The sequence below is a fragment of the Streptomyces sp. NPDC055815 genome (genome assembly GCF_053616475.1).
The window spans coordinates 1-23,193 of record NZ_JBSHDU010000101.1; the positions used below are offsets into that span (position 1 = coordinate 1).

At 69.5% G+C, this 23,193-nt stretch carries 23 protein-coding genes and 4 pseudogenes; 16 read left to right on the plus strand and 11 right to left on the minus strand.

Features of this window, described 5'->3' with window-relative positions:
• Positions 1-161 precede the first annotated feature (161 nt).
• The 3 genes from ACWGN5_RS37450 to ACWGN5_RS37460 all read right to left on the minus strand — a co-directional run bounded on the left by ACWGN5_RS37450 (position 162) and on the right by ACWGN5_RS37460 (position 2,438).
• Entirely contained in the window at positions 162-458 is a 297-nt protein-coding gene (locus ACWGN5_RS37450; protein ID WP_453522876.1) for a DUF6225 family protein, read from the minus strand.
• Between the two features lie 329 nt (positions 459-787).
• Positions 788-1,081, minus strand: coding sequence for a hypothetical protein (locus ACWGN5_RS37455; RefSeq protein WP_453522877.1), 294 nt, complete (start codon positions 1,079-1,081; stop codon positions 788-790).
• A gap of 238 nt (positions 1,082-1,319) precedes the next feature.
• Positions 1,320-2,438 (minus strand): DUF7638 domain-containing protein, encoded by a 1,119-nt coding sequence (locus ACWGN5_RS37460; RefSeq protein ID WP_453522878.1) that lies wholly within the window; start codon positions 2,436-2,438, stop codon positions 1,320-1,322.
• 296 nt (positions 2,439-2,734) lie between these two features.
• Here ACWGN5_RS37460 and ACWGN5_RS37465 point away from each other — a divergent pair, with 296 nt between their 5' ends.
• Positions 2,735-3,502: an SDR family NAD(P)-dependent oxidoreductase gene (locus tag ACWGN5_RS37465; RefSeq protein ID WP_453522879.1), complete on the plus strand. Its 768-nt coding sequence runs from the start codon at positions 2,735-2,737 to the stop codon at positions 3,500-3,502.
• 59 nt (positions 3,503-3,561) lie between these two features.
• Here ACWGN5_RS37465 and ACWGN5_RS37470 read toward each other — a convergent pair whose 3' ends face one another.
• Entirely contained in the window at positions 3,562-4,683 is a 1,122-nt protein-coding gene (locus ACWGN5_RS37470; protein ID WP_453522880.1) for an alkene reductase, read from the minus strand.
• A gap of 69 nt (positions 4,684-4,752) precedes the next feature.
• Between ACWGN5_RS37470 and ACWGN5_RS37475 the strand changes: the two genes are divergently transcribed.
• The 10 genes and pseudogenes from ACWGN5_RS37475 to ACWGN5_RS37520 all read left to right on the plus strand — a co-directional run bounded on the left by ACWGN5_RS37475 (position 4,753) and on the right by ACWGN5_RS37520 (position 13,672).
• Positions 4,753-5,115 carry a MerR family transcriptional regulator gene (locus ACWGN5_RS37475; RefSeq protein WP_453522881.1) on the plus strand — a complete coding sequence of 121 codons (363 nt, stop codon included), beginning with the start codon at positions 4,753-4,755 and terminating at the stop codon, positions 5,113-5,115.
• Between the two features lie 277 nt (positions 5,116-5,392).
• On the plus strand, positions 5,393-6,571 hold the full coding sequence (locus ACWGN5_RS37480; protein WP_453522882.1) for a Cmx/CmrA family chloramphenicol efflux MFS transporter: 1,179 nt from the start codon (positions 5,393-5,395) through the stop codon (positions 6,569-6,571).
• A 551-nt stretch (positions 6,572-7,122) separates the two neighbouring features.
• Entirely contained in the window at positions 7,123-7,767 is a 645-nt protein-coding gene (locus ACWGN5_RS37485; RefSeq protein WP_453522883.1) for a S1 RNA-binding domain-containing protein, read from the plus strand.
• Positions 7,768-8,126: 359 nt separating this feature from the next.
• The gene (locus ACWGN5_RS37490) at positions 8,127-8,534 is read left to right on the plus strand and encodes a DUF6193 family natural product biosynthesis protein (RefSeq protein ID WP_453522884.1); all 408 of its coding nucleotides are present in this window, start codon (positions 8,127-8,129) and stop codon (positions 8,532-8,534) included.
• A gap of 646 nt (positions 8,535-9,180) precedes the next feature.
• Complete coding sequence (locus tag ACWGN5_RS37495) at positions 9,181-9,978, plus strand: hypothetical protein (protein ID WP_453522885.1); 798 nt, start codon at positions 9,181-9,183, stop codon at positions 9,976-9,978.
• A gap of 139 nt (positions 9,979-10,117) precedes the next feature.
• Positions 10,118-10,288: pseudogene (locus ACWGN5_RS37500) on the plus strand (transposase family protein); the annotation flags it as partial.
• Positions 10,289-10,514: 226 nt separating this feature from the next.
• A pseudogene (locus ACWGN5_RS37505) lies at positions 10,515-11,068 on the plus strand (transposase); the annotation flags it as partial.
• 122 nt (positions 11,069-11,190) lie between these two features.
• Complete coding sequence (locus ACWGN5_RS37510) at positions 11,191-11,658, plus strand: hypothetical protein (RefSeq protein WP_453522886.1); 468 nt, start codon at positions 11,191-11,193, stop codon at positions 11,656-11,658.
• Positions 11,659-11,850: 192 nt separating this feature from the next.
• Positions 11,851-12,285: a hypothetical protein gene (locus ACWGN5_RS37515; protein WP_453522887.1), complete on the plus strand. Its 435-nt coding sequence runs from the start codon at positions 11,851-11,853 to the stop codon at positions 12,283-12,285.
• Positions 12,286-12,559: 274 nt separating this feature from the next.
• On the plus strand, positions 12,560-13,672 hold the full coding sequence (locus tag ACWGN5_RS37520) for a DUF3103 family protein (protein ID WP_453522888.1): 1,113 nt from the start codon (positions 12,560-12,562) through the stop codon (positions 13,670-13,672).
• Positions 13,673-13,924: 252 nt separating this feature from the next.
• Here ACWGN5_RS37520 and ACWGN5_RS37525 read toward each other — a convergent pair whose 3' ends face one another.
• Entirely contained in the window at positions 13,925-14,548 is a 624-nt protein-coding gene (locus ACWGN5_RS37525) for a hypothetical protein (protein ID WP_453522889.1), read from the minus strand.
• Positions 14,549-14,626: 78 nt separating this feature from the next.
• Here ACWGN5_RS37525 and ACWGN5_RS37530 point away from each other — a divergent pair, with 78 nt between their 5' ends.
• Entirely contained in the window at positions 14,627-15,193 is a 567-nt protein-coding gene (locus ACWGN5_RS37530; protein WP_453522890.1) for an alpha/beta fold hydrolase, read from the plus strand.
• Positions 15,194-15,262: 69 nt separating this feature from the next.
• On the opposite strand, the gene ACWGN5_RS37535 is transcribed toward ACWGN5_RS37530, so the two are convergent.
• Positions 15,263-15,646, minus strand: coding sequence for a hypothetical protein (locus ACWGN5_RS37535; RefSeq protein ID WP_453522891.1), 384 nt, complete (start codon positions 15,644-15,646; stop codon positions 15,263-15,265).
• A gap of 385 nt (positions 15,647-16,031) precedes the next feature.
• Here ACWGN5_RS37535 and ACWGN5_RS37540 point away from each other — a divergent pair, with 385 nt between their 5' ends.
• Both ACWGN5_RS37540 and ACWGN5_RS37545 read left to right on the plus strand, forming a co-directional pair.
• Positions 16,032-16,583, plus strand: coding sequence for a hypothetical protein (locus ACWGN5_RS37540; RefSeq protein ID WP_453522892.1), 552 nt, complete (start codon positions 16,032-16,034; stop codon positions 16,581-16,583).
• 25 nt (positions 16,584-16,608) lie between these two features.
• Positions 16,609-17,685 carry a hypothetical protein gene (locus ACWGN5_RS37545; RefSeq protein ID WP_453522893.1) on the plus strand — a complete coding sequence of 359 codons (1,077 nt, stop codon included), beginning with the start codon at positions 16,609-16,611 and terminating at the stop codon, positions 17,683-17,685.
• 41 nt (positions 17,686-17,726) lie between these two features.
• Here ACWGN5_RS37545 and ACWGN5_RS37550 read toward each other — a convergent pair whose 3' ends face one another.
• The 3 genes and pseudogenes from ACWGN5_RS37550 to ACWGN5_RS37560 form a co-directional block, all read right to left on the minus strand.
• Entirely contained in the window at positions 17,727-18,161 is a 435-nt protein-coding gene (locus ACWGN5_RS37550) for a protein-tyrosine phosphatase family protein (RefSeq protein WP_453522894.1), read from the minus strand.
• 28 nt (positions 18,162-18,189) lie between these two features.
• Positions 18,190-18,657 (minus strand): annotated as a pseudogene (locus ACWGN5_RS37555) (transposase); the annotation flags it as partial.
• Between the two features lie 12 nt (positions 18,658-18,669).
• Positions 18,670-20,703 (minus strand): protein kinase domain-containing protein, encoded by a 2,034-nt coding sequence (locus tag ACWGN5_RS37560; RefSeq protein WP_453522895.1) that lies wholly within the window; start codon positions 20,701-20,703, stop codon positions 18,670-18,672.
• A gap of 322 nt (positions 20,704-21,025) precedes the next feature.
• Here ACWGN5_RS37560 and ACWGN5_RS37565 point away from each other — a divergent pair.
• Positions 21,026-21,367 (plus strand): annotated as a pseudogene (locus tag ACWGN5_RS37565) (helix-turn-helix domain-containing protein); the annotation flags it as partial.
• A 179-nt stretch (positions 21,368-21,546) separates the two neighbouring features.
• On the opposite strand, the gene ACWGN5_RS37570 reads toward ACWGN5_RS37565, so the two are convergent.
• Positions 21,547-21,969, minus strand: coding sequence for a hypothetical protein (locus ACWGN5_RS37570; protein ID WP_453522896.1), 423 nt, complete (start codon positions 21,967-21,969; stop codon positions 21,547-21,549).
• Positions 21,959-22,453, minus strand: coding sequence for a plastocyanin/azurin family copper-binding protein (locus ACWGN5_RS37575; protein WP_453522897.1), 495 nt, complete (start codon positions 22,451-22,453; stop codon positions 21,959-21,961). Before ACWGN5_RS37575 ends, ACWGN5_RS37570 begins: the two co-directional genes overlap by 11 nt.
• A gap of 168 nt (positions 22,454-22,621) precedes the next feature.
• On the opposite strand from ACWGN5_RS37575, the gene ACWGN5_RS37580 reads away from it, so the two are divergent.
• Complete coding sequence (locus tag ACWGN5_RS37580; protein WP_453522898.1) at positions 22,622-23,188, plus strand: RNA polymerase sigma factor; 567 nt, start codon at positions 22,622-22,624, stop codon at positions 23,186-23,188.
• Positions 23,189-23,193 lie beyond the last annotated feature (5 nt).

A 23,193-nucleotide genomic window follows, 5' to 3' on the forward strand; every position in this document is an offset into this window, starting at 1 on the left:
CACGACGTCCACACAGTCCGCAAAACCGATACCGCCACGTCCCGGAACAAGAAGTCGACGACCCCACGACCTCGCCGCACAGGTTAAAGATCAAGTTAGGGACCGCGCGAGGACCGAGCAATCCGGTGAGCCTTCCAGGTCAGAGCACCAGCAGGGCCGGGTCACTCCTCTGCGTCCGTTTCGGCCGGGCGGACGTACCAGTCCGAGCAGAAATCCGCCTGGAGGACCACCTCGTCCCGGTGGAGGTGGTCGGCGTCATGAAGGACGACTCCGCTCACCACGAAATGGCTGGCACCCGAGTCGACCGAGTCCCTCATCTCGTCCGACCGCGGACGCAGCGGCACGTCGATACGTATCGGAGCCGCGTCCGGCAAACCGCTGAGGGCTTCGCGTAGCTCCCACACCGTCAGCTCCACGGTCTCATGTCGGTAGCGCTCTATCTTCATGTGATCGGCCATGCGCCAAAGGGTAGAGGCGGGATCGACGACACCTGGGCCACCGTGCTGAAGGAACCGCAGCTCAGGGTCGCGATGGATGACGTGATCGAGCGGGAGGCATCGATCGACTCGACCGTACGGCGGGCCCTCGCGCGGGCGTCCGGTTCCGAGTCCCACCTCCTGTGGGACCCTGCCGGTCTGCCCATGGTGAGCCACGTCCGCCACTCTCCGCCCAACGGACAGGCACACACGGCGTCGGTGACGTGCTTCACCCACGGCTCACAGCGCGATGCCCCGGACCTGGTGGGTCCGGGGCACGCAGAGGAAGTCGGGCGCAGCCTCGACTGTCCCTATCGGACGACGACGTTGTGCGCCGGAATGATCAGGGGCTGGACGTCGGCATGGCCGAGGTCCGCCAGGATCGGGCCGAACGTCTTGGCGTGATTTTCCAGGGCCTCCGCGCTCTCCCAGACCTCGGTCACGCGGAACCCGCCGTCAACCGGCCCCGCCGCGTGGGAGATGAGACCTGTATTCGGCAGGTCTGCGAACCGCGTGAAGCCCTGCCCCTCGGTCACACGATCAATGACTGCGTCGTAAAGCTCCTGTCCGGCGTCAGGGAATTCGAAGGTAACGATGATGGCCATTGGGATGCCCCCTGCCTCGGTCCGCCGCGCGACTGCGGCTGCGCCCGGGGATTCTAGCCATACGTGATCGGCCTACTCCGCAGAGTGACGACGCGGTGTGGGTGCGGGATCGTGGTTTCCAGGGCTGCTCCTCCGTCGGCCCCGTCGAAACCCCAGGTCACCTGGTCGCCCAGGAGCACGGTATGGGCGAGAAGTTCGAGGGGTGACTGGTGGCCTCGGAGGTCACCGCCGGGTTATGTCACAGCCCGGGGATCTCGTTTCGCCGCAGGTGCAGTTCGGAGCGCACGAGTTCGAGCAGACGGCCCGTCCAGTTGCGTCCACGGCCGGCGTTCTCACCCCAGAAGTCCGAGTCCAAGTCGTCGTAGATCAAGGTGGCGTCGTCCGTCGCCAGCAGGACCTCGGCCAGCTCGGGATGCTGCTCGTACTTGGCGCGGAGCAGGCTGGTCATGACGGCGGTACGCGCATGCTCCCAGCCCTCACGGCGAGGTGCACCGGCCGTGAGCTCGCCTGCCACGGCGGCGGTTTCCGCTGTCGCGATCTCGGCGCGGCCCTCCGGCTGGGCTACCGACAGGGCCCAGTAGGCATGGGTGACGGACGGGTAGACCGTATCCCCGAGGGTGAGGGGAGCGGGGTAGTCGTTGCGCAGCCCGAGGTGGCCGGGGTCGGCCAGCGGCAGGTTCGGATACGAGTGGTAGAGCTGGATCGCGGGGGCGTACGGGGCTGCCGGTCCGTCTGCCGGCACGTGCGCGTCCCGTTCAGCTCTCCAGCGGGCACGGTCCTCGAAGTACGCAAGGGCTCTGTCGTGGGCCTCCTGTGAGACCGGCGGATCACTCGGCAGGTACGTCCGGCCTCCGGGTCCTGCCACCAGCACCCGCAGCGGCCAGTCCTTGTTGTTCATGTCTCCCAGCGCGTAGTGACGTTGGGAGATCGGGATGGCCAGGAACGCGGTGTGGGCCGCGGCCCGGTTCTCCTCGGTCCGATCGGCGAGGAAGGCGTCGACGGCGGCCAGGCAGCGACCGGTCGAGTCGGGCCTCCCGTTCAGCTGGTCGATGGTGTCGCGGACTTCGGCGACCACCAGTTCGGGGGTGAGCCAACTCCGCGGCTCGCTGAACTTCCAGCTCGCCGCATCGCCCGCCGATGCCTTGGCGCCCTCCGGGAGGGTGGTGGCCACCCAGCCGGTCCGGAGCTTCTCCTCGAACTCCTCGATGGTGACCAGGCCCCAGCAGTCGATGAGTCCGTCGGCGTAGATGAACAGGTCGGTGAGGAAGTAGTTGCCGTTGCGGATGAACGCGTGCCGCCAGGTTCCGGGTATGCGGACACCGTCCGCGGTGCGATAGGTGATCCGTGTGCCGATCATCTCGTGATGATCTCCCAGACCTCAACGATCGGACCCTCATTTTCCGGTCGGCCACGGCGGTCGAGCTGGGGGTCACCTCGGCGGCGTCGGCGGCCCATCAGGCAGCGTCCGCCAGTGGGCGACAAGGAGCTGCCGAGAGCTGCGGTCGGTGCCGGCGCGCGGAAGGCCGGTGCCTGCGCGCGCGGGAGAGCGGTGCCGCCGCGCCGGGAGAAAGGCCGGTGCCGGTGGCCGCGTGCTCAGGCGGGCGGCCGGGACGCTACGGTCTCCCCGTTCGCTGCTGTTCGAAAGGAATCCTCATGAATCTGCCTGGATCCGGCCGGCGCGTCCTCGTCAGTGGCGCGTCGCGTGGCCTCGGGCGCGCGGTGGCCCAGGCGTTCGCGGCCAACGGCGACCGGGTCGCCGTCCACTTCGGCTCACGCGCCGAGGAGGCACGCGTGACGTTGGAGTCCCTCACCGGCACGGGTCACGTACTGGTCGGCGGCGACCTCTCGAACCCGGCGGGAGCGGCTGCCGTGGTCGACACGGCTGCGGAGGCGCTCGGCGGGATCGACGTCCTCGTGAACAACGCGGCGGTCAACATCCGCCACCCTCTGGCGGAGACGCCGTACGAGGAGTGGGCGGCCGTCTGGCAGCAGCACGTCGCGGTGAACCTGCTCGCCACGGCGAACCTGAGCCATCGCGCCGCCCGGCTCATGATCGAGCAGGGCACGGGAGGCCGGATCGTGAACATCGGCTCCCGGGGCGCCTTCCGCGGTGAGCCCGACCATCCGGCGTACGGGGCGACGAAGGCCGCCGTGCACGCGCTGGGTCAGTCGCTCGCGGTCTCGCTCGCCCCGTACGGGATTGCCGTCGCCTCGGTCGCCCCCGGGTTCTTCGCAACCGAGCGCGTCGCGTCCCGCCTGGAGGGGGCCGAGGGCGAGGCGATCCGGCAGCAGAGTCCGTTCGGCCGAGTGGGCTCGGCCGAGGAGATCGCGGCGGCGGTACTCTGGCTCGCCTCCCCCTCCGCCGAATGGTCCTCGGGCACGATCCTCGACCTCAACGGAGCCTCGTATCTGCGGAGTTGAGCCGAACAAGCAGGCCTGAACCCGCGTTGTCACCCGGCGCACGCTCATCCGCACGGGCCTCAGGAAGTCGCCACGAGTGCGGGCTCGCGCAGCGCCGGGTAGTCGGTGTAGCCCGTCGCCCCGCCCGTGTACATCAGGTACTGGTCCCGTACGGCGTTGAGCGGCGCTCCGACGCGAAGGCGCTCGACCAGATCCGGGTTGGCCAGGAAGCTGCGGCCCAGGGAGATCAGGTCGGCTCCGGCGGCGAGCAGCCGCTCGCCGGCCCCGCGGCCGCCGTCGGCGGGCAGCGGTCCTCCCCACCCGAGGACGGGGTTGGCGATCAGCGCGCCCGGCCAGGCCTTGCGGATCTCCTGGAACAGCGGCTGGTCCGGGTCGGCGAACACCACGTGCAGGTAGGCGAGACCCTTTTCGGCCAGAGCCGCGACGAGGGCCGGGTAGATGCTGTCGGTGTCACCCTCCTCGATGCCGTTGACGGCGACTCCCGGGGAGATGCGAACCCCGACCCGCTCGGGGCCGATCGCGTCCGCGACCGCCTGGATCACCTCGACCGCGAACCGGATCCGGTGCTCGACCGAACCGCCGTACGCGTCGGTGCGCTGGTTGGTGTTCTTCGCGAGGAACTGGTGGATCAGGTAGCCGTTGGCCGCGTGCACCTCGACGCCCTCGAAGCCGGCGTCCACGGCCCGCCGTGCTGCGGCGGCGAAGTCGGCCACGGTCGAGTGGATCTCATCGACCGTCAGCTCGCGGGGGACGACGGACGGACGGCGCCCGTCGGCGGTGTGGATCTCCTCGGGGAGCGCCACGGGCGAGGGCGCGACGGGGACGTGCCCGCTGGTGTCCGGGTGGCCGACCCGCCCCCCGTGCTGGATCTGCACGAACATCCGCCCGCCCGCTTCCCGTACGGCGTCGGTGACTTCGCGCCATCCCGCCACGTGGGCGGAGGTGTGGAGCGCGGGGATGTGGGCGTAGGTCTGACCGACGGCGTTCGGCGTGGTGGCCTCGGCGATGATCAGGCCGGCGGACGCGCGCTGTGCGTAGTACGTGGCCATGAGGGAGGTGGGCACACCGTCGGCGTCGGCGCGGTTGCGGGTCAGCGGGGCCATGACCAGTCGGTTGGGGAGGGAGAGGGGGCCGAGGTTGGTGGCTTCGAAGAGGCGGGATTCGCTCGCGTTGTTCGTCATGCCGGTACCGTAGAACTTGACATCAGTGTCAGATTCAAGTGGAACGCGGGAAGCGGAACGGAGCGGACGATGCGGATCGGCGAGCTGTCACGACGCTCGGGAGTGAGCGAGCGCTCCTTGCGGTACTACGAGCAGCAGGGCCTGCTGCAGTCCGAGCGCACCCCCGGCGGCCACCGGTCCTTCGGAGAGTGGGCGGTCGACCGGGTGATCCGTATCCAGGCCCTGTACGCGGCGGGTCTGGGCAGCAAGAAGATCGCGCTGCTGCTCCCGTGCATGCGGGACGCGGACGGCGGCCCGACCGAGCTCACGACCGGCGAACTGGTCGAGGAGCTGGTCGTCGAGCGCGAGCGCATCGACCGTATGATCCTCGACCTGGTCCGCTCCCGTGACGTCCTGGACGAGGTCATCGACGCCGCGACCGCGAGGGCGTGAGACGAGGCCGGTTGGCAGGGTTGTGCTCTGCGGGCACGGGTCCGGCAGCTGTAAAACCGAAGTGCTCGTGGCACTTCGATCGGGTACCGTGCCGCCCATGTCGAGTCCTGAGTCAGACACGGCGGGGGCTTTCGGTCACGCCGTCAGCCCCCTGAACCACTGAGTTCGTAGTCCTGCCGTCTCGCCGCGTTCTGCGGCCGGACGAGCGCGCCCCCTGGGTGCTGACCGCGGTGACGAGATGACCTTCTCGTGCTTCTCCTCACCTCGGAGCCACTCGATGCCTCTCCCGCTCCATCTGCTCGCCCTGGCGGTCTTCGCCATGGGCACCTCGGAATTCATGCTCGCCGGCCTCTTGCCGGACATCGCTGCGGACCTCGACGTGACCGTCGGCGCGGCAGGCGTGCTCACCTCGGCCTTCGCGATCGGAATGATCGTCGGGGCCCCGCTCATGGCCGGGCTTGCCCGCAACTGGCCCGGACGATCCAGCCTCCTGGGGTTCGTCCTCGCGTTCTCAGCGGCACACATCGTGGGCGCTGTCACGTCAAGCTTCCCGGTCCTGATTGCCTCCCGGACGGTCGCAGCCCTCGCGTACGCAGGGTTCCTCGCCGTGGCGCTGACGACGGCCACCGAGCTGGTCGCGCCCGGCAAGAAAGGACGCGCTCTCGCCGTACTACTCTCGGGCACCACGATGGCCACGATCGCCGGGGTCCCCGCGGGATCGGTACTGGGCACGCTGTTCGGCTGGCGGGTCACATTCTGGGTCGTCGCCGCTCTCTGCCTGCCCGCGGCAGTCGGCATCGTCAGGGGAATCCCAGCGGGCCGCATGCAGCGGAACGCTGCTGACGGCCCGCCCTTGCGATCGGAACTCGCCCAGCTCAGGAGGCCGCGGCTGCTCGGGGTCATGGTGCTGGGCGCCATGGTGAACGCGGCGACCTTCGCCGGCTTCACCTTCCTCGCCCCGGTCGTGACCGGCACCGCCGGGCTGGGAGAGCTGTGGATCTCCGTGGCCCTGGTGCTCTTCGGCACCGGTTCCTTCGCCGGGGTCACCGTCGCCGGCCGACTGTCCGACCGGCGTCCCGGCCTGGTCATCGGGATCGGCGGTCCACTGCTGCTCATCGGCTGGCCGGCGCTGGCCGTGCTGGCCGAGAAGCCGGTCGCGCTGCTCGCCCTCGTGTTCGTCCAGGGCGCGCTGTCCTTCGCACTCGGAACCACGTTGATCACGCGCGTCCTCTACGAGGCAGCTGGAGCCCCCACCATGGCCGGCTCCTACGCGACCGCCGCACTGAACACGGGCGCCGCCGTCGGCCCCCTCATCGCCGCCACCACCCTCAGCACGGCGGTCGGAGACCTGGGACCGCTGTGGGCAAGCGGACTCCTCGTCCTGGTCGCGCTACTCGTCGCCTTTCCCCTGCGCGGCGTCATCACGACGGGAGGGAGCAGCGGGGCGCTCAAGTAACCCATACAAGCGCCCCCTTGGCGATCGAGGGGGCGCCCGTGGCGCTCCGAAGGCGGGACCAGCTCACGTCCGGGCCAAATGTGGATCCCTGCGGCGCGCTCGCGGGCTGAAGAACCAGGACTTGTCCGGCCGGTCATCAGCCTGTGATGGAACGTGCAGGAGGTCGCCCAGATCCTGGCATCTGCGGCGCCACCACGGCCAGACATCTGGAGCGTGAGGGTCGGGCAGCGTGGGTGCCAGGAAGTCGGCGTCGGTTTCTTTGACGACGGACGCGATTTCGCGGGCTGCTCGCCTGTCGAGAGCGCCGATGGCTCGCTCCATCAGGAGGCGGTCGTCCCAGATGTCATAGCCGGGCAGATGTGGTTTGGGCAGGTAGAGCGGCCATCCTGAACGACGTACGAAGCCCAGCCAGCAATGGACGGTGCGTCTGTCGTATGTCGTAGCGACGGCTCGGGCCTGCTTGAGCTTGTTGATGGCCCGTTCGACGCCACATCAACGACCAGAGCACGGGTAGTCGCATGATCGGTCGAACAAGTCCTAGGCTTCCTTGCATGCCCGAACCCGCCCGTGATCGTCGTTTGGAATCGTTGATCAACCAGCTCAAGCCCGGACCCGTGAGAAGGGTGGAAGTCATCGGGTTCGAAGGAGCAGATGTCCTCGTCCGGCTCGTGGCCGCCGCCGGGGAGGGGGCCTGGGAGGGAACCGGGATCGGGCGGATTCCTCGGTATGAGGCGTCGATGCGTTGGATGGAGCATCCATCCGAGCTCTTCCAGATCGGCCAGGAGATCGACGCCGAGGAGCTCGCTCTTGGGCGCGCAGGTCAGCCGCTCTTCTCCGCTCGGGCGTGCGAGATTCCGGCCCTGCGATCCTTTCTGCTCGCGATGGAGCCAGGCCAGGTCGTCGCTGGAACGGTCCGCGGTGTTCACGACTTCGGGGTCTTCGTCCACGTCGATGGCGAGCCGGACGGCCTGTGCACCGGCTTCATCCGTGTGCCGGACCTGACGTGGACCCACATCGACCACCCGTCCGAAGCCGTCGAAGTCGGCCGGCGGATCACGGCGGCAGTGATCACCGCTGACACACGCTCCGGACAGGTCACACTCTCGCTGAAGGCACGCAAGGAAGATCCACTCCTCCGCTTCGACGACAGGCCGACCAGGCCGACCGCATCGTCACTGAATCCGACGAACCGATAGAGACGCCTGCCCAACTGGTCGACGAGGGTTGGCCAGGAGTGATCAACCGAGCCTGGAGTCGACCTCGAGCCTCCCATCGACGTTGCCGGCGTAGCGGCGGAAGCGGGTGCACACCCGTTTTCCGCGGTCTGTAGCGGTGGGGCTCTCGTGCCACGGTACGCCCCGTGCGGATCTTGCAGACCATCCTGTTGATGACCCGTCGGTCCCCCACTCGGGCGCGGCAGGATACGACCGAGGGTACGAGCGGAGCTGGCGAATACCCTCTCCGTCGGTGAGTTCATGCCTCTGCATCAGAGGGTGATCCAACGGCAGACGATTCTTTGATGCCAGGGTTGTAGGCGATCCCGCACAATCGCGGCATGACCAACATTGTCGACGCAGCCTGGCACAAGGTCTTGACCACTTACGGCGAGCCTTCCCGGCCGGAAGAATCACCGCTTCTGCAGCCGTTTGCGGAGCTGCTGCGGGTATCGCATGCCGAACCGCTGCTTCGTCAGCTCTCTCCGTGGACCGGTATGTGGGAGCTGCACTTCAGTAGGTGCACGGAGATGAACTACACCTGGGACATTCCGTACATCGGCACGCTGAGAGACGGCCGGTACTACGTCGAAGGACCGAGTCGCAGCAGCCCGCGGATCGCTGAGACGGGCAGCGCGCAGGCGGCAGTGGCGATGGTCATCGATCGTCTGCCGCCAGGCTGCGGTCCGGCCTTCATCGGCAACGCAGGTGAACTGGCCGCCTATGAGACGGCACAGAATGGCAGATAGTGGCCCACCGGCAGAACCGGTACCTCGGCGGCTTCGAGGACGTCGTCCCGCGCCACCCCTCGGTGGTCGGCGCCGTCCGGACTGCCTCAGTGTGCGCTTGCCCGCCCCCGTCCAAGGCGCCAGCGCCTCCCAGCCCCGCGGGCGGGCGATCGCTCATCAGGGCCAGGCCTGCTCGGTTGCGGCCATCGGTGCCTTGATTCGCTCGGCCTTCTCGCGCTGTTCCCGCAGCCCCACGGTCGACGGCATCCAGGACTTCCACGACCTCCTCCGGAGCGACGACACGTCAAGGCGCCACTCCCACAAGGTCGCCGACCCATGACCGACCAGCCCGAACGCCGATCTCCAGTTCGGAAGGTGCCCGGATGCTCCCCTGCGAGCGCCGAGATACCCGTGTGCCTCCGGCACGGCAGTCGTGGGAGCCTGCTGACATGCCATGGGAGCTGCGCGAGTCCTGCGGTTGGGGCTCATGCGGGATCTGCCGAAGATCTGCGCCGCGCACGCCGCGACGCTCGCCGGGAGGACGAGCCCGGGTTGAAGTGAAGCGCCCCGGCCACGCTCACCCTGCCGAGTCTGCGACTGTCTCCGCTCTGGGAGCGATCTTACGGAGCGATTCCGTCCGGGCCATCCCTGATGCCACGATCGGCCCGTGGACGATTACACGAGTGATCGGCGTGGCGTCGGGGGTCGGGTCCTGGACAAGGACGGGGTTCTGGCGCGCCGTTGGATGGAGCCGTTGCCCCAGACCGTGCTTCCGGCGATGAACAGTGCGCTGCCGGCCGTTCGCTTCTGGGCGGGGCTCGCGATCATGACGGTGGTCAAGGTCCCGCTGGCCTACCAGTACCAGGTGCACGTACTGACGTGGGCGGCGGACGCCGGACTGCGTCTCCTTGCCGCCCCCGTGGTCTTGGCCGTGTCCGCGCTCATCGTCGTGACGGTCTATCTCACGCTCGTACGCCACCAGATCCACGGCGAACTGCTGTCCCGTCTGTGGGGTCCACTGACAGCGTTCACCGCGTTCTTCGGGCACCTGCTGGTCGTGTGCGCGCTCTGGGTCGGACTGGCCGTCTTCATCACCGGCCGCATCAAGGTGGACGGCTTCCCCGTGGCGTTGGGCGCGGTGCTGTTCATCGCCGCAGCGGTACTCGCGATCTACGCTGCAGCCCGCATGGTCGGCTTCTTCATCCACGCCATACCGGCCATCCACCGATACATGTTCCGCACGATGGAGATCCACCCCGCCCTGCCAGCCCTGATCACCATCGGATACGTCTGGGTGATGGCCGCGCAGGACTTGCTGCTCCCCCTCATGGAATGGCCAGACGTCTCACCGCTGCTCCCTCTCGGCGGGGCCGCGGCAACCACCCTGATCACCCTGTGGGAAATCCACCGGCTGCGCACTCTCCACCACGTCCGGCTCGGTGTCCTGCCGCCACCACCCCGCTGACGCCAGCACGGCGCCGTGCACGACTGGCCAGGAGTGATGAGGGAGCGTTCTCCGTGTGGCCGCTGATCGGGTGAGGCCGACGAGACCGAAGCGAGGGCCGCAAGCGGACAAGGATCCAGTGCCGTTGGCGTCCCAAGGCCCGCTGCACCAGCGGGCGCTCGTCGCTCTCGTATACCTGCCTCGCCACGGCTCCCTCACCCCGATCGCGGCCGGCTTCGGGATCTCGGACGGCCTCGTCCACGCCTACGTCACCGCAGTGACTGGTCTGTTCGCCGACCAAGCGCCAGGCCTGCTCAAGGCTCTACGCGAGTGCTGAAATTCTCGCCCGCGCTGGGGCCGCCGATGCGATCCGGGACGACGTCCGAGCCTACGTGGTCGCGTACCTGCACGACAGGCTAGAGATGCTCGTGTCCCAGCAATACTCAGGACTTGTGGATCGGTTCCGGGAGGGCATGCGGAGGGCGTACCTTCGCAAAAGATCCTTTGACGGTCTCCGAGTAGGCCCGCGTTGCAGCGCGGGTCGGGAAGGCACGCCCGTGCTGAGCGTGGTCACCGACGACGCCCCCCAGTCCGGCTCCCTGGTCGACGAGATCGTCCGCGGAGGCGCCCGCACGATGCCGACCGCCGTTCTGGAGGAGGAAGTCAACGAGTGCATGGCTGAGTCGAGTGTGGAGAGCGACGTACACGGCGGCGCCTGGTGGTCCGCAACAGCCACCACCGGCCCCGCGCCGTGGTGACCGCCGCCGGCCCGGTCGAGGTCAGGGTCCCGCGGGTGAACGACCGGCGCGTCGACGACACCACCGGCGAGCGCGAGCGGTTCTCCTCGAAGATCCTCGCGCCGTGGTGCCGCAAGTCGCCGAAGGTCTCCGGGGTGCTGCCGCCGCTCTCCCTGCACGGCCTACCTTCCGGAGACTTTGTCCCATCCCTAAAGCAGTTCCTCGGCGGCGCTGCCGGCCTCTCCCCTACCAGCATCACCCGGCTGACCGAGCAGTGGTGCGACGACCACGGCGCCTTCCAGGACCGGGACCTGTCGGACCGCGACGACGCATGGGCCGACGCCGTGCACCCGAAGGTCCGCCTCGGTCAGGCCCAGCTGGTCGAGCCCGCCCAGGCCCGCCGGCGAGCGATCACCGGAGCCCACCTGGTGTCCCTGGTCCCCGCGGGTGCCCGATTCGAGAACCGTGTCCTGGTCGAGCCCGAGGAGCAGGCCGCATGAACGTCGACGACATCGTGCAGAACCCGGACGAGCACATCCGCTTCGCGGCCTACCTCGACAACCTGCGGCAGGTCGCCGACGCGGACGAGGTCGACCTCGTCCGCCGCGTGCTCACCGATCCAGACCCCTCGATGGCCCAGTCCGCGGTGCTGCGGCACCTGGACCGTCGAGCCGCCGTCCTCTACCCCGGTCCCGCCTACGAGGGGTGGGCGCAGGCGATGACCCGGGCCACGATCGACCACCCCTTCCTGACTCGGCGCCTGCGGGAGTGGTCACTGCTCCGGGCCGTCACTCTCGGGCTGCCCTGGCAGCCGGACGACCTGCTCGCGTCATCCAACCGGCTCCAGCTCATGACAGCCACCGGGACGAACACGGAGGCCATCGGGATCCTCGCCGAAGCCGGTCGCACCAAGCGGATCCGCAACGCCGCGCAGGCCGCCCTCAGCCACCGCAGCGAGAGCTGAATCAGCGCACCCACAACGCACCAGTACACCGACCGGCGCCGTCAGCCATATCGAGAGCTCCCAGGCCGACGTCTACCTCGTGGCTCTCTGGCCGCGGGCGCCCGTGGCAGCTGTTCGGTCGGCCATGTCCCTTCGAACCGCTGGGGCGTACCCGAAGGACTCCGTCCGAGGCGATCAGTAGGGTTCGCAGACATGGGAGCAAGCAGATGGTCGTACTTCACACCCTTCCGGCAGCGCGAGCAGGACGCGCTGGACGATCTCCGCGAGACGGTGTTCGCCCAGGAGGCCGAGTACTACCGGGAGTCGGGCGTCGAGACGCTGGCCGAGCTGATGGCGAGCGGGTGGCTGGTGGAGGAGCCGGCGCATTCGGTGCTGGACGTCGAGCGCGTGGTCCGCTGTGAGGAGGACATGGAGGAGCCCGGCGACGTGAGGGTGATCGAAGCGGCGGAAGTCGTCGCGCTGTTCGGGACGGCGCGGCCGGGGCGGGAGGTTGTCGAGCAGTCCCTGAATCGGGCGGGCGACGGATGGTTCCCGCCTGTCGATCGCGGCTCCGGTTGCTGCACGATCGTCTACGGCCCTGAGGGCGGCCCGGCAGAGCTGTGCTTCTGGGGGCTCACTGGCGACTGATCCAGGGATCGCAGCCAGGCCCACCCTCCCCCACTCGACGGCAGGCCGGAGAGGGCCTCTCTCGTAGGGTCCTTCGCCAGCCCCCAACGACGGGCGTGCCGCCAACATCCTCTTTCTGCAGTGCAGTTGGTGTGGTCTATACGCGTAGAGCGCTCATGCCCCATCATGGTCGCGTTCCGCCCCGGCACCACCGCGCCGGTCGCGCACCCGCGGCCGGTGTCTTCGGCATGCCCCGGTACCCCGGGGCGCCGTCCGAGTTCCGATGGAGGATGTCTTGTCCGTCAGAAAGCAGCTCCGCACGGCCCTGTGCGGCGTCGCCCTCGCCGGCATCGTGGTCACCACCGCCCAAGGCCCCGCCGCGGCGACGCCCTCGGTGGACGGCGCGGCGAAGTCGTCGCGGGTGACCGCCGCAGAGGATGCGGCCGCCCGCTCGCTGGCCCGCTCGTTCGCCGACTCCGCCTGGCGGGCCGAGGTCGGCCGTGCCCTCGCAGGCGGGAAGGAGACCGGGCTGCAGGCCCTGGCCGACGGTTCCCGTACGAGGGCCGGTGCATCGTTCGCCGCCGATGTGGCGACTGCTGACCGCTCGGTGCTCGCGGTCAAGGGGCTGGCCGCCGACACGGGCGGGCTGCTCACCGTGACCCTGGCCGGGGCCGCGGATTCCCGCCGCGCACCCCTGGTCGCCATCGCCCCGTCCGACGACGAGGCCGCCGATGTCACCGCGTACGACACGAACGGCCGGGCTCACACCCTGGACGCGACCGAGACCCCCGATGTGCCGGTGTACGTCATCGGCATCGACGGGGAGAAGGCGGTCGAGGCCGGGCTGAGGGTCCTGGAGCGTGAGCTCGCCGCCGCCGGGGTCACCACCGCCGCCGCCCCGGCGGCGACCGCGGACACCGGCTACTGGACCTCCCGCATCACCTCGGTGCGCCTCGACGACGACAAGGAGACCTGGATCAAGGGTGACGCCGAGATCTTCAGCATCGTCAGCGGCTTCGGGCTGGACGGCAAGGTCCGCGTCGACACGGTGACCCACCCGTATCTGAACGACGCGGGGACCACGTACTACCCGAACCAGATCCTGGTGAACTGGTCGCAGTACAAGTACAACCTGGCCGACGTCGTGATGATGGAGGACGACGGCGACACCAACTACTCGGCTTTGGCCAAGGCCATCGCGACCGCTTTGCTGACCATCACCGATCTCGGCGCCTACATCCCTCTCGTCGACCCGGTGGTCGACGCCATCCCGTCCTCCTTCTGGACCGACGACGCCGACTTCGTGGACGCCTGGTACACGCTGGCCCGGGAGACCACCGGCACCCGAGACGGCGCCGGCGGCAACGGCCGGTTCACCTTCGACAGGTACTGGGTGTCCGCCCTCTGACGTGAACGAACGCCGAACGCCTTGATCCATGCCCTTGATCCATGCCCTTGGGCAGAGCCCGCCGGCGCATGCACGCCTCGTCTCCGGCAGCCGCATCACCGGAGGCGAGGCGCTGGCCGTATGGCAGGGGCGGGATTGGATGATCTTGTACCGGTGGGAGCGGACGGACGCCGGCATGCGGCGGCCGGTCGCGGACCGGGATCTGTTCTGCGCCCTCGGTGAAGGACACCGCGTTCGGTGCGTGTGCGGGCGTCAGCCGCGGTTGATCGTCTCGCAGGTGTTCGTGACCTGGTCCAGGGCCACGAGGTCCGCCGTGACCGTGTCGTTGGTCCCGCCCTCGCACTCCACGCGGTCGTAGCCGCCGTTGCGGCTGATGATGACGTCGTTGCCGGCGAGGCCGCGGAAGGTGGCGCGGTCGGGGCGGGTGGGCCAGCCGTCGGGGTCCTGCAGGTGGTCGTCGGCGGTGCCACCGACGAGAACGTCCCGGCCGGGGCCTCCGTTGAAGTCGACGGGGATGTCGAGATCCGCCTCGGCCGCGAGTCGGTCGTCCCCGTCGCCGCCGTCGGCGTGGATGCCGGTGATCCCTGCGATCGTTCCGCAGGTCGCGGTGCGCGGGCTGGTCTGGGTGCAGCCGGGGCCCGCGGTGATGCCGGACGGGTCGGTCACCCGTAGGAGGGGGGCCGTGGCGACGTAGAAGGTGACCTGGTTGGCCGCGCCCGACACCGGTTCGAACGTGACGGTCCCCCCGGAGCGGCTGACCGTGCCGGTGGACGTGCATGCCGCGGCGGGGGCCGCGGACGCCAGGGGCATGGCGAATGCGGCGGCCAGCGCGGGCACGATGACGCCAAGACGCCCACGGTCGGTACAGAAACGCATTTCTGACTCCTATCCATATTTCCGACATCACCTGAAAGGCACTCTTGGCTGGCCACCAGGGGATGTCAAACGCACGCGGTGCGATGGGATGAGTCCTGCATCGACGACACCACGGCCGGCGCGGGGCGGCGGGCTCGGCGGCTGACACCGAACTGGTGCGTCGTCGCCCTCGACCAGCGCGGCCACGGCCACTCCGACCAGCCGTCGGATTTCTCCCGCGACGGCTACGTCGCGGATGCGGCGGCAGTACGGCGCCACCTTGGCTCCGGTCCGGCAGTCGCCGTGGCTCACTGCCCGGGCGGCGTCAAAGCCCACTGGTTCGCCGCCCGCCGTCCCCGGCTCGTACGCGCCCTGGTCATCGCATTCGGGAGGTGGCCCTGCGGTTTCGTTCCGCCTCGAGTGCCGCCCTCGCCGCCGCGGCCTCCCTTTCAAGACGCTCCCGCAGGAGGCGTATCCGGGCTTCCCTCTCGGCGCCGGTCAGGCCCGTCAGACCCAGCCTGGCGTCACGTTCCTCCTGAGACACGGTCCCCTCCTTGCCTCGGTCGACCTCATTGGCCCGCCCCCCACTGTCCCCTCGCCGACTCAGCATCGGCCGTGTCTGTCCGATCCGTCGGCGGGGTGGGACTCCAGAGACCTTCAACTTAGCGATGATCAAGCGGAGTTGTCACGGACGGCGGATCAGCGGGCCCATGCCGGGCCCGCTGATCCTTCACCTCACCTGTAGATCGCGATGGGCGTTCCGCAGGACCACGAACCGGCCCAGGAGCAGGCGGTGATGGAGCCGGACAGGAAGGTGCCCGGGAAGGGGTACGTGACGGTGCCCGGGATCCACTTCTTCGTGCCGTTCGGCGCCTCGACGACCGGCGTGTTGGTCGATCCCTCGGTCGTCTTGATCTTGAGGTAGACGACGGAGGATCCGGAATAGCTGCCGAGGTCCGTCAGGCTTCCGTTGATCTTCACGCCCGTGCTGCCCACGTAGTAGGAGCCGGTGAACCTGGCGTCGCGCGCCGAGGCATCGACGCCGACGGCGTACGCGGAGCCGCCGGCCGCGAAGGCCAGGAGTCCGGCGGATGCCAGTACGGCGGATGACTTGGCCACTCGGGATAACCGGGACAAGGCAGGAGTCCTTTCGGTAGCGGAGAACGTGCGTCACGGGGCGGGTGCCCTGCGACGCACGAAAGCCTGTTCCAGCGACTCCCCCTTCACAACGGCCGCAGCTGTCCGGGACGAGGTGGGACACCTTGGGACAGCCGATGGCGGTTGCGTGTCTTCCGTTCCGTGCGGCGCCGTTGATCGGCCGGGCGACACGCCGAGCAAGATCATGCGGCATGCACCTGACACTCTGACCTGCTACCTTTCCGCCGGAGCGGTGATCGGGGGCCCGCTTCTCTCCGGCGTGCGCTGCGCACCGCCGGCTCCTCAGGCCCCCTCGAAGCCTCTGAGCCTCGAAGTCCACGAAGTCCTCGAAGGAGACCTGACGCACATGCGCGACACCTCGGCCACACCCACTCGCCGGACCCAGCGGACCCGTCGGACACGGATGGCGGCCCTCGTGGGCGTCCTCGCCGCGGCGAGCCTGAGCCTCACCGCGACCCCGGCCTCCGCCGAGGACAACCCGATGCACGACAGCAACTACGACCAGTGGTGGGACCTGGAGCCGGACGGCGCGACCTTCTCCCGGTGTGCCGACCACACCGACAAGTTCCGGTTCCGCTTCTACTACAACTCGAACTACGCCGGTTCGTGGATCAACATCGGCCACCCCCTCTGGGACCTCCTGAACGTCTACAGAGGCGACGGAGCACACCCCCTGACGTTCTGCGACGGCAAGGGGAACGGCGCCGGACAGGTCGTCGGCAACAACGCCGCCTCGGTCTACAACTGGTACGACGGATTCTGCGGCACCGTCTACTACAACTCCGGCTACAACCGGAAGGGCCCCTACCGGACCTACTGGCCGCGCAGCGGCGGCAATCTCGCCGACGCGGGCCTGAAGAACGAGAACCGCTCCATCGACTTCGCCACCTGCTGGTGATGTGAAGCCCGGGCGAGGAACAGACATGAGCACACGGCACGGCCGCCGAAGGCGCGTCGCCCCCCTGCCCCTGACCGCGGCGGCGGTCGCGCTGGCCGCGGGCTGCGCGAGCGGCCCGACCCACTCCGCCGCCTCGGCGAAGGCCTCGCCCGGCTTCCCGACCTCTTCGGCCTCCCCTGCGTCCCCGGCCGCCGGGAGCACGGGGGACACAGCCGCCACCGGGGTCCCTCAGGCCACTGGGGCCACAGCCGCCACCGGGGACAGTCAAGCCTCCGGAGACCCGTCCACCTGGACACTTCCGCTCCAGGCCTACCAGCCGACCGAGCAGCAGGCCGCCGCCATCGCGGCCGCTGAGGCCACCCTCGTACAGCGCTGCATGCGCTCCTTCGGCAAGGACTGGCGTCCCGCGCCCGCCCTGCCCCGGATCGGCCCGCGGAACATGATGGACTGGCGTTACGGCATCCACGACGAGGCCCTGTCCTCCCGACACGGGTACCAGCCGGACGCCGCCGAACAGGCTCGTTACGACGCCGCCCTGCGCGCCCAGTCCGAACGTCCCGCGCCGTCACCCGACGAGGAGCTCCTCCTCGGCGGCTCCGACCTGCCCGCGAGCGCCCGGGAGCAGGCGGGCCCCGAGGCCCGACAGGGCTTCTACGAAGGCAGGAAGATCCCCTCCGGGGGCTGCTTCGGGCAGGCCCGCGCCACCCTCGGCAGCCAGTCGCGGGGCGTCTCCCCGCTCGTGGAGCGGCTCAACTTCGCCTCGTACGAGGCCTCCCTGCGCGACCCGGCCGTCATCGAGGTCTTCGGCCGCTGGTCCGCGTGCATGCGCGAGGAGCACTACTCCTACGCCACACCCCTGGACGCCGATCAGGACCCCCACTTCCGCCCCGACCCCCGACGCCGCGTGTCGGCACAGGAGATCGCGACCGCACTCGCGGACATCTCCTGCCGGCGCCGCCATCGCGTCGCGGAGGTCTGGCACGGAGTCGAAGTCCGCATCCAAGACGGGTACATCCGGGACAACGCCGCCCGACTCACCGCCGACCGGCGCACCTTGGACACGGTGATCCGCAACTCCGCAGCGGTCAGCGGGCGTTCGTGAGGTAGGGAGGTCTAGTGCGGAGACGGTCGGGTTCAGGCCCTTCAGTCGGGGGTGAAGGCGCGCACGTAACGGCGCTGCCAGGGCGTCTCGACGGCATGGCGGTCGTAGTGGTGCCGCACATAGGCCACGGCTTCGGCCGGCGGGACGCCGTCGAGGACAGCGAGGCAGGCGAGGGCGGTGCCCGTACGACCCCGTCCGCCGCCGCAGGCGAACTCGACCCGTTCGCCGGCCGCCCGTTCCCAGGCCTCGCCGAGCACCGTACGGGCCTCGGCGCGGTCGGTCGGCAGCCGGAAGTCCGGCCAGCGCAGCCATACCGACGGCCACGGGGTCTCGGCCGGGAGGCGGCCGAGCAGGTAGACGGCGAAGGTGGGTTCCGGTCCCTCGGGCAGCGGCCGCCGCAGGGCACGACCACGCACCAGGCGGCCGGAAGGCAGTCGCAACACGCCAGGGGCGTCCACGGGCCAGGAATCGGTCATCGCGCCACCGTACAGCGCGTGTCACCTTCCGTACCTGGCGATGAAGACACCGCCTACGTCGCTCGTACTCCAGCCAGGTGTCCGCAGCTCGCCCTGAAGGGTGTTGCAGAAGGTCCGCTTCGGGCAGGCGGCCGGTGCCGAGGCAGGCGCCGTCCGCGATGGCCGTCGTGCTCGCCGCCAGGGCGGGCAGGTCCGACTCGCGCCAGACATGTGCGTCGGCCTTGTCGCCTGGCGCCGGCCTTGCCGCCGCGATGACCAGGCGGGTGTCCGCGTCGATGATGACCTGCACGTTTGCCGAGAACCGGTAGTTGCGGGACGAGGTGCCTACCTTGCGGTCGCGGACCGAGATCAGGGTGCCGTCCACGATCCACAACCGTTCGGTGTCCGCAACCGGCCGCGGAGCCCGCTCGAGCGCCAACAGCGGCCGCAGCCGCTTGATGACCCGGCACACCGTCGCCGGTCAGACGCCGAACAGCGGCGCGAGCTGCCGCATCGTTTGCAACACGCTTCAGGTGCCCGCGGCGGTCAGCTGTCCCATCCAGTGCACGGATTCGAAGAGGGGTGTGTCGGCGCCGAGGATGGGCTCGTACGACAGCTTCCGTTTTCCCTTGTCCTCACTCTCCCAGATGGACAACGACGGGGCGCTCTCGGCGCAGCTCGTTGGCTGCTTGCTGTCGGCGAGCTCCGCGGGCTCGGTGCGGAGCCGAGCCGACTCCTGGGAGAACGCCTGCGCCTTGTACACGCATCTCTGCCCCACCACGCTGACGGACACGAGGCGGATGTCGCGTTTCGTCGCCCCCTGGCCCATCGTGACTTCGAAGCGGTAGGTGCCGTCCTGCCCCCGGCCGCCCCACGAGCCCCGATAGATCTCTGGCAGCGCGCCCTTGGCGGACGATGCCTTCATGAATGTGTCAGGTTCGTAGAGGGTCTGCCCGTCGTTGCCGTGGTCGTAGTAGCCCGGGTCGTTTTCCCACTCGTACGTCCCGTTCCATGAGGCCACGAACGCCCCCGTACCGTCCGGGGCGGAGGGGCCGTAGTCCTCGGTGTTGTCCTTGCAACGATCCGTCTCGGACTTGGGGCTTACGCTCTTCAGCCGGCTCGTGCCGAGCTTGATCGCGTCGCTTCTGGAGTCGGTGACGGTGCTGTCCCAGACACACAGCCGGTCCTTGCTCAACACGGAGAGCTCGGCGGTGCCCTTCGCGTTGATGAGCAGGCGTGCGGTCACCCCCTCTATGCGGAGGCCGTCGCCGTCCCTCAGGTCGAGAGCCGATTCCCAGTTCCCCTGCAACGTCTTCGGAACGCTCAGCGACGGTGATTCGCCCGTCCCGCGCCAGCCGTCCTGCCACGGGCGGAGCGCGAGCAGTCCGCCGACGGTGACGAGCACCACGACGGCTGTCACCCCCGCCACGACGACTGGGCGACGCCGCCGGTCCGGGGTCTGCGTCGGACTGTGCGAGCCTGCCGTTTCGTCGTATCCCGGCCCCGCCGTGGGCGCGTACGCGAGCGCGTCCGGCGGGGATGCGGAAGGCGCTTGCACGGGCTGAAGTGCCGCGGGCGCTTGCACGGGCTGGGGCCTGGGCTCGGTCCGGGCAGGCACCGGCGGAATGGGATCCTGGCTCGGCACGAGGGCCGTATCCGGGCGCAGCGGGTCGAAGTCCAGCAACTGTGCCGCCTGGCGCCCCAGTCGACCGAGGAGCGCGCCCGGCAGCCATTCGTCGGCGCCTTCTGTGGCGGTGCGGGCGGCCACCTGCTCCGGCGTGGGGCGTCGTTCCGGGTCCTTCTGAAGGCACTCCCGTACGAGTCCGAGGAGCGCCTCCGGCAGCCCGTCCAGGTCCGGCTCTTCCTCGGCGACCCGGAACAACTGGGCGTGCAGCCCGTTGCCGGTCGCCCCGAAGGGCTGGCGCCCCGTGGCGGCGTAGGCGAGGACCGAACCCAGGCAGAACACATCGGAGGCGGCGGTGACGTGGAGCCCCCGCACCTGTTCCGGGGACATGAAGCCGGGCGAGCCGATCACCATGCCCGTACGGGTCTGCAGGCTGTCCCCGCTGATGCTGTCCAGCGCCCGGGCGATACCGAAGTCGATGACCCGGGGCCCGTCCACGGTGACCAGGACATTGGACGGCTTGAGGTCGCGGTGGACGAGGCCCGCCCCATGGATGGCCTGCAGGGCGAGCGCGAGACGGTTGGCCAGGACCCGCACCGACTGCTCGGGCAACGGCCCGTGCTGCTCGGCCACGACGGCCTGCAGATCGGGCCCGGGAATGTACTGCGTCGCGACCCAGGGCGTCTCCGCGTCCGTGTCCGCGTCGAGCACTGCCGCGGTCCAGCCCCCACCGACCCGCTTCGCCGCGGTGACCTCGCGTGCGAACCGCGAGCGGAATTCGGCGTGTTGGGCGAACTCGGTCTGCACGACCTTGACCGCGACAGTGCGCCCGCCTTCGGAGCGGGCGAGGTACACCCGGCCCATGCCGCCGGCACCTAAGCGGGCGATGAGGCGGTAGGGGCCTATGCGCGGCGGGTCTTCGGCGGTCAACTGGTCCACGAGGAAGGAGGGTAACCCAACTGTCCAGCAGCGATGGGGCAGACGGTTTCGTTCCAGAGCAGTGGGCCCTTGCCGGGTGTGTCGTCAACTGACGTGCACTGGGCGCGGACCGCCCCCTGCCCAGCAGGGAATGGCTTGTGTGCGGACACCGCCGCCCAGAAGCCCAGCCGCATCCTGCTCGTGCGGAGACCCCGCGCCGACCAGAGAGACAGGCCCTACGTGTATTGATCACGAGCGTTGTCGACACTGGTCTGGTCTTGAACATGGCGAAGACCTCCGGTGTGGTGGGAGCTGTCCAGGAACTCACCTCACGGAGGTCTTCGTGGCCCACCGTAATGCCCGGCTGACCGTCTTCGGTAGAAGACTGCTGGTCGAACGTGTCTGCTCAGGCCGTCCGGTCGCTCACGTGGCCGCAGAGATGGGCATCTCCCGGGCCACGGCCCACAAGTGGATCCGCCGGTGGCGGACCGAGGGCGATGCGGGCCTGCAAGACCGGCCGAGCCGGCCTCGCACCACACCGCACCGAACCCCGGCCGCGGTGGAAGACCGCGTCTGCGACCTGCGGCGAAGCCACAAACTCGGCCCCGCCGGGATCGGCCCGATCCTGGGCCTGCCCTCATCCACCGTCCACCGGATCCTCACCCGCCACCGGCTCAACCGGCTCGCCTGAACGCTTCAACCGCACCCTGCTCGGCGAGTGGGCCTACGGCCCTCCCTCTCGAACGACGAGCGGACAGCGGCCCTGGCAAACTTCCTCCACACCTACAACCACCACCGCTGCCACACCGCACTCGCCGGCAAGCCACCCATCAGCCGAATCAACAACGCTCCGGGTCAATACACCTAGCCCCGTGAGTGGTGCTGGCGGTGGCGGTGGCTGAGTGCGGATACCCCCAGGGTCGTCAGGACCAGGACACCCGCCGTCTCGATCGTGATGCTGGGGCGGACGAGGTCCGCGTCGGCCGATTCGTGGAAGCCGAACAGGCCCGTCGTGAGGCTCAGGAAGAGTGCGCCGAGGGTGCCCGCCGTGAACAGCGCCGTGGCGGCGGCGACCGGTCCGAGCCAGCGGTACGGGGTGAAGAGCAGGGCCGCCGCGAGGAGGCAGCCCACGACGCCGTTCAGCAGGAACAGCCAGCCGATGGTGGCCAGGTCGCGGTAGCCGTCGGCCCACAGGGCGAGGTGGATGGCGCCCATCGTCGCCGTCAGGCCCGCTGCGGCCAGCCGCAGCAGGAGCACGGCGATGCGGCGGGTTCGGTCAGTAACCATTGCCGGGAGTGTTCGGGGTCGTCGGGGTGGTGTCCGGCTTGTTGACGGGGGCGCCGGCCACCGTGATCTCGGTCTTCATGCCCTGGTCCTTGTGTCCGTCGACCGGGCAGTAGATCTCGTACGTTCCGTCCTTCAAGGTGACCGTGAGGGTGGTGGACTCCCCCGGGCCGATGGTGCTGGAGCGGTTCTCGCCGCCCGGCCCCTCGACTTCCAGGGCGTGGTCGTGATGCCCGGTGTTCGTGATGGCGAAGGCGTACGTGCCGGGTGTGAAGGTCTGCTGTGACAGCGTGATCTTGAAGTCGGCCAGGTCCGCCTTCACCTGGGTCGTACCGGCCGGCGCCGTGCTCTTCTGCTCGGGGGGCGGTGTGGTCGTACCGCTGCTGGAACCGTCGCCGTTGCCGCCTCCGCAAGCGGCGAGGAGGCCGGCCAGCGCGGCGGCCGACAGGCCGAGCAGCGCGCGCGTACGTGGTGTCGGTTTCGTCATCGTTCCGTCCTCCGCGTCGGCTCTTCGGACCGGCCCGCGGGCTTGGTCCTCCGGTTCGGTCCCCACAGGGGGTACGACGCTCGGCCGCGCCCGGATTGCGGTCCGGGCGGACAATGAGCTCGGACCATCCCTTCGGGGACTTCGGACGTATCCACGAGTGTGGGACGCATGGGCCTTCCGCTGGAGCGGGTTCCCGACGAGGCACTGCTCTCCGGTCTCGCCACGGGCGATCCGGAGATCGCGGTGGCCTTCGTGCGCCGCTTCCAGCGCTCCGTCTACGGAGTGGCCGTCGCCGTCGTCGGCGATCCGCGGCTCGCCGAGGACGTGGCCCAGCAGACCTTCGAGCGGGCGTGGCGGCACGCCCAGGTGTACGACGGCAGGCGGGGCTCCGTACGGACGTGGCTGACGGCCATCGCGCACAACCTGGCGATCGACGCGGTACGGGCGCGGCGCGCGACCCCGGTCGCCCCTGAGGACCTGGAGGCGCTGGTGGGGATCGTGTCCGAGACTCCGGAGCGGCGCGCGCTCGCCGACGAAGCGGCCGAGCGGGTCCGGCGGGCGGTGGCGGCGCTGCCCCGGGAGCAGGCGCGGGCGCTGGTGATGGCCGGGATCTACGGGATGACGGCGCGGGAGGTCGCCGCCTTCGAGGGCGTGCCGCTGGGCACGGCCAAGACCAGGATCCGGGCGGGGACGATCAAGGTGCGGGCGCTCCTGGAGAGCGAGGAGACGCGGTGAGCGGC

Excerpts from the sequence above, each read along its gene's own strand:
- ACWGN5_RS37450 (WP_453522876.1), bottom strand. The coding sequence starts at position 458 with ATGGCCGATCACATGAAGATAGAGCGCTACCGACATGAGACCGTGGAG.
- ACWGN5_RS37455 (WP_453522877.1), bottom strand. The coding sequence starts at position 1,081 with ATGGCCATCATCGTTACCTTCGAATTCCCTGACGCCGGACAGGAGCTT.
- ACWGN5_RS37460 (WP_453522878.1), bottom strand. The coding sequence starts at position 2,438 with ATGATCGGCACACGGATCACCTATCGCACCGCGGACGGTGTCCGCATA.
- ACWGN5_RS37465 (WP_453522879.1), top strand. The coding sequence starts at position 2,735 with ATGAATCTGCCTGGATCCGGCCGGCGCGTCCTCGTCAGTGGCGCGTCG.
- ACWGN5_RS37470 (WP_453522880.1), bottom strand. The coding sequence starts at position 4,683 with ATGACGAACAACGCGAGCGAATCCCGCCTCTTCGAAGCCACCAACCTC.
- ACWGN5_RS37475 (WP_453522881.1), top strand. The coding sequence starts at position 4,753 with ATGCGGATCGGCGAGCTGTCACGACGCTCGGGAGTGAGCGAGCGCTCC.
- ACWGN5_RS37480 (WP_453522882.1), top strand. The coding sequence starts at position 5,393 with ATGCCTCTCCCGCTCCATCTGCTCGCCCTGGCGGTCTTCGCCATGGGC.
- ACWGN5_RS37485 (WP_453522883.1), top strand. The coding sequence starts at position 7,123 with ATGCCCGAACCCGCCCGTGATCGTCGTTTGGAATCGTTGATCAACCAG.
- ACWGN5_RS37490 (WP_453522884.1), top strand. The coding sequence starts at position 8,127 with ATGACCAACATTGTCGACGCAGCCTGGCACAAGGTCTTGACCACTTAC.
- ACWGN5_RS37510 (WP_453522886.1), top strand. The coding sequence starts at position 11,191 with ATGAACGTCGACGACATCGTGCAGAACCCGGACGAGCACATCCGCTTC.
- ACWGN5_RS37515 (WP_453522887.1), top strand. The coding sequence starts at position 11,851 with ATGGGAGCAAGCAGATGGTCGTACTTCACACCCTTCCGGCAGCGCGAG.
- ACWGN5_RS37525 (WP_453522889.1), bottom strand. The coding sequence starts at position 14,548 with ATGCGTTTCTGTACCGACCGTGGGCGTCTTGGCGTCATCGTGCCCGCG.
- ACWGN5_RS37540 (WP_453522892.1), top strand. The coding sequence starts at position 16,032 with ATGCGCGACACCTCGGCCACACCCACTCGCCGGACCCAGCGGACCCGT.
- ACWGN5_RS37545 (WP_453522893.1), top strand. The coding sequence starts at position 16,609 with ATGAGCACACGGCACGGCCGCCGAAGGCGCGTCGCCCCCCTGCCCCTG.
- ACWGN5_RS37550 (WP_453522894.1), bottom strand. The coding sequence starts at position 18,161 with ATGACCGATTCCTGGCCCGTGGACGCCCCTGGCGTGTTGCGACTGCCT.
- ACWGN5_RS37570 (WP_453522896.1), bottom strand. The coding sequence starts at position 21,969 with ATGGTTACTGACCGAACCCGCCGCATCGCCGTGCTCCTGCTGCGGCTG.
- ACWGN5_RS37575 (WP_453522897.1), bottom strand. The coding sequence starts at position 22,453 with ATGACGAAACCGACACCACGTACGCGCGCGCTGCTCGGCCTGTCGGCC.
- ACWGN5_RS37580 (WP_453522898.1), top strand. The coding sequence starts at position 22,622 with ATGGGCCTTCCGCTGGAGCGGGTTCCCGACGAGGCACTGCTCTCCGGT.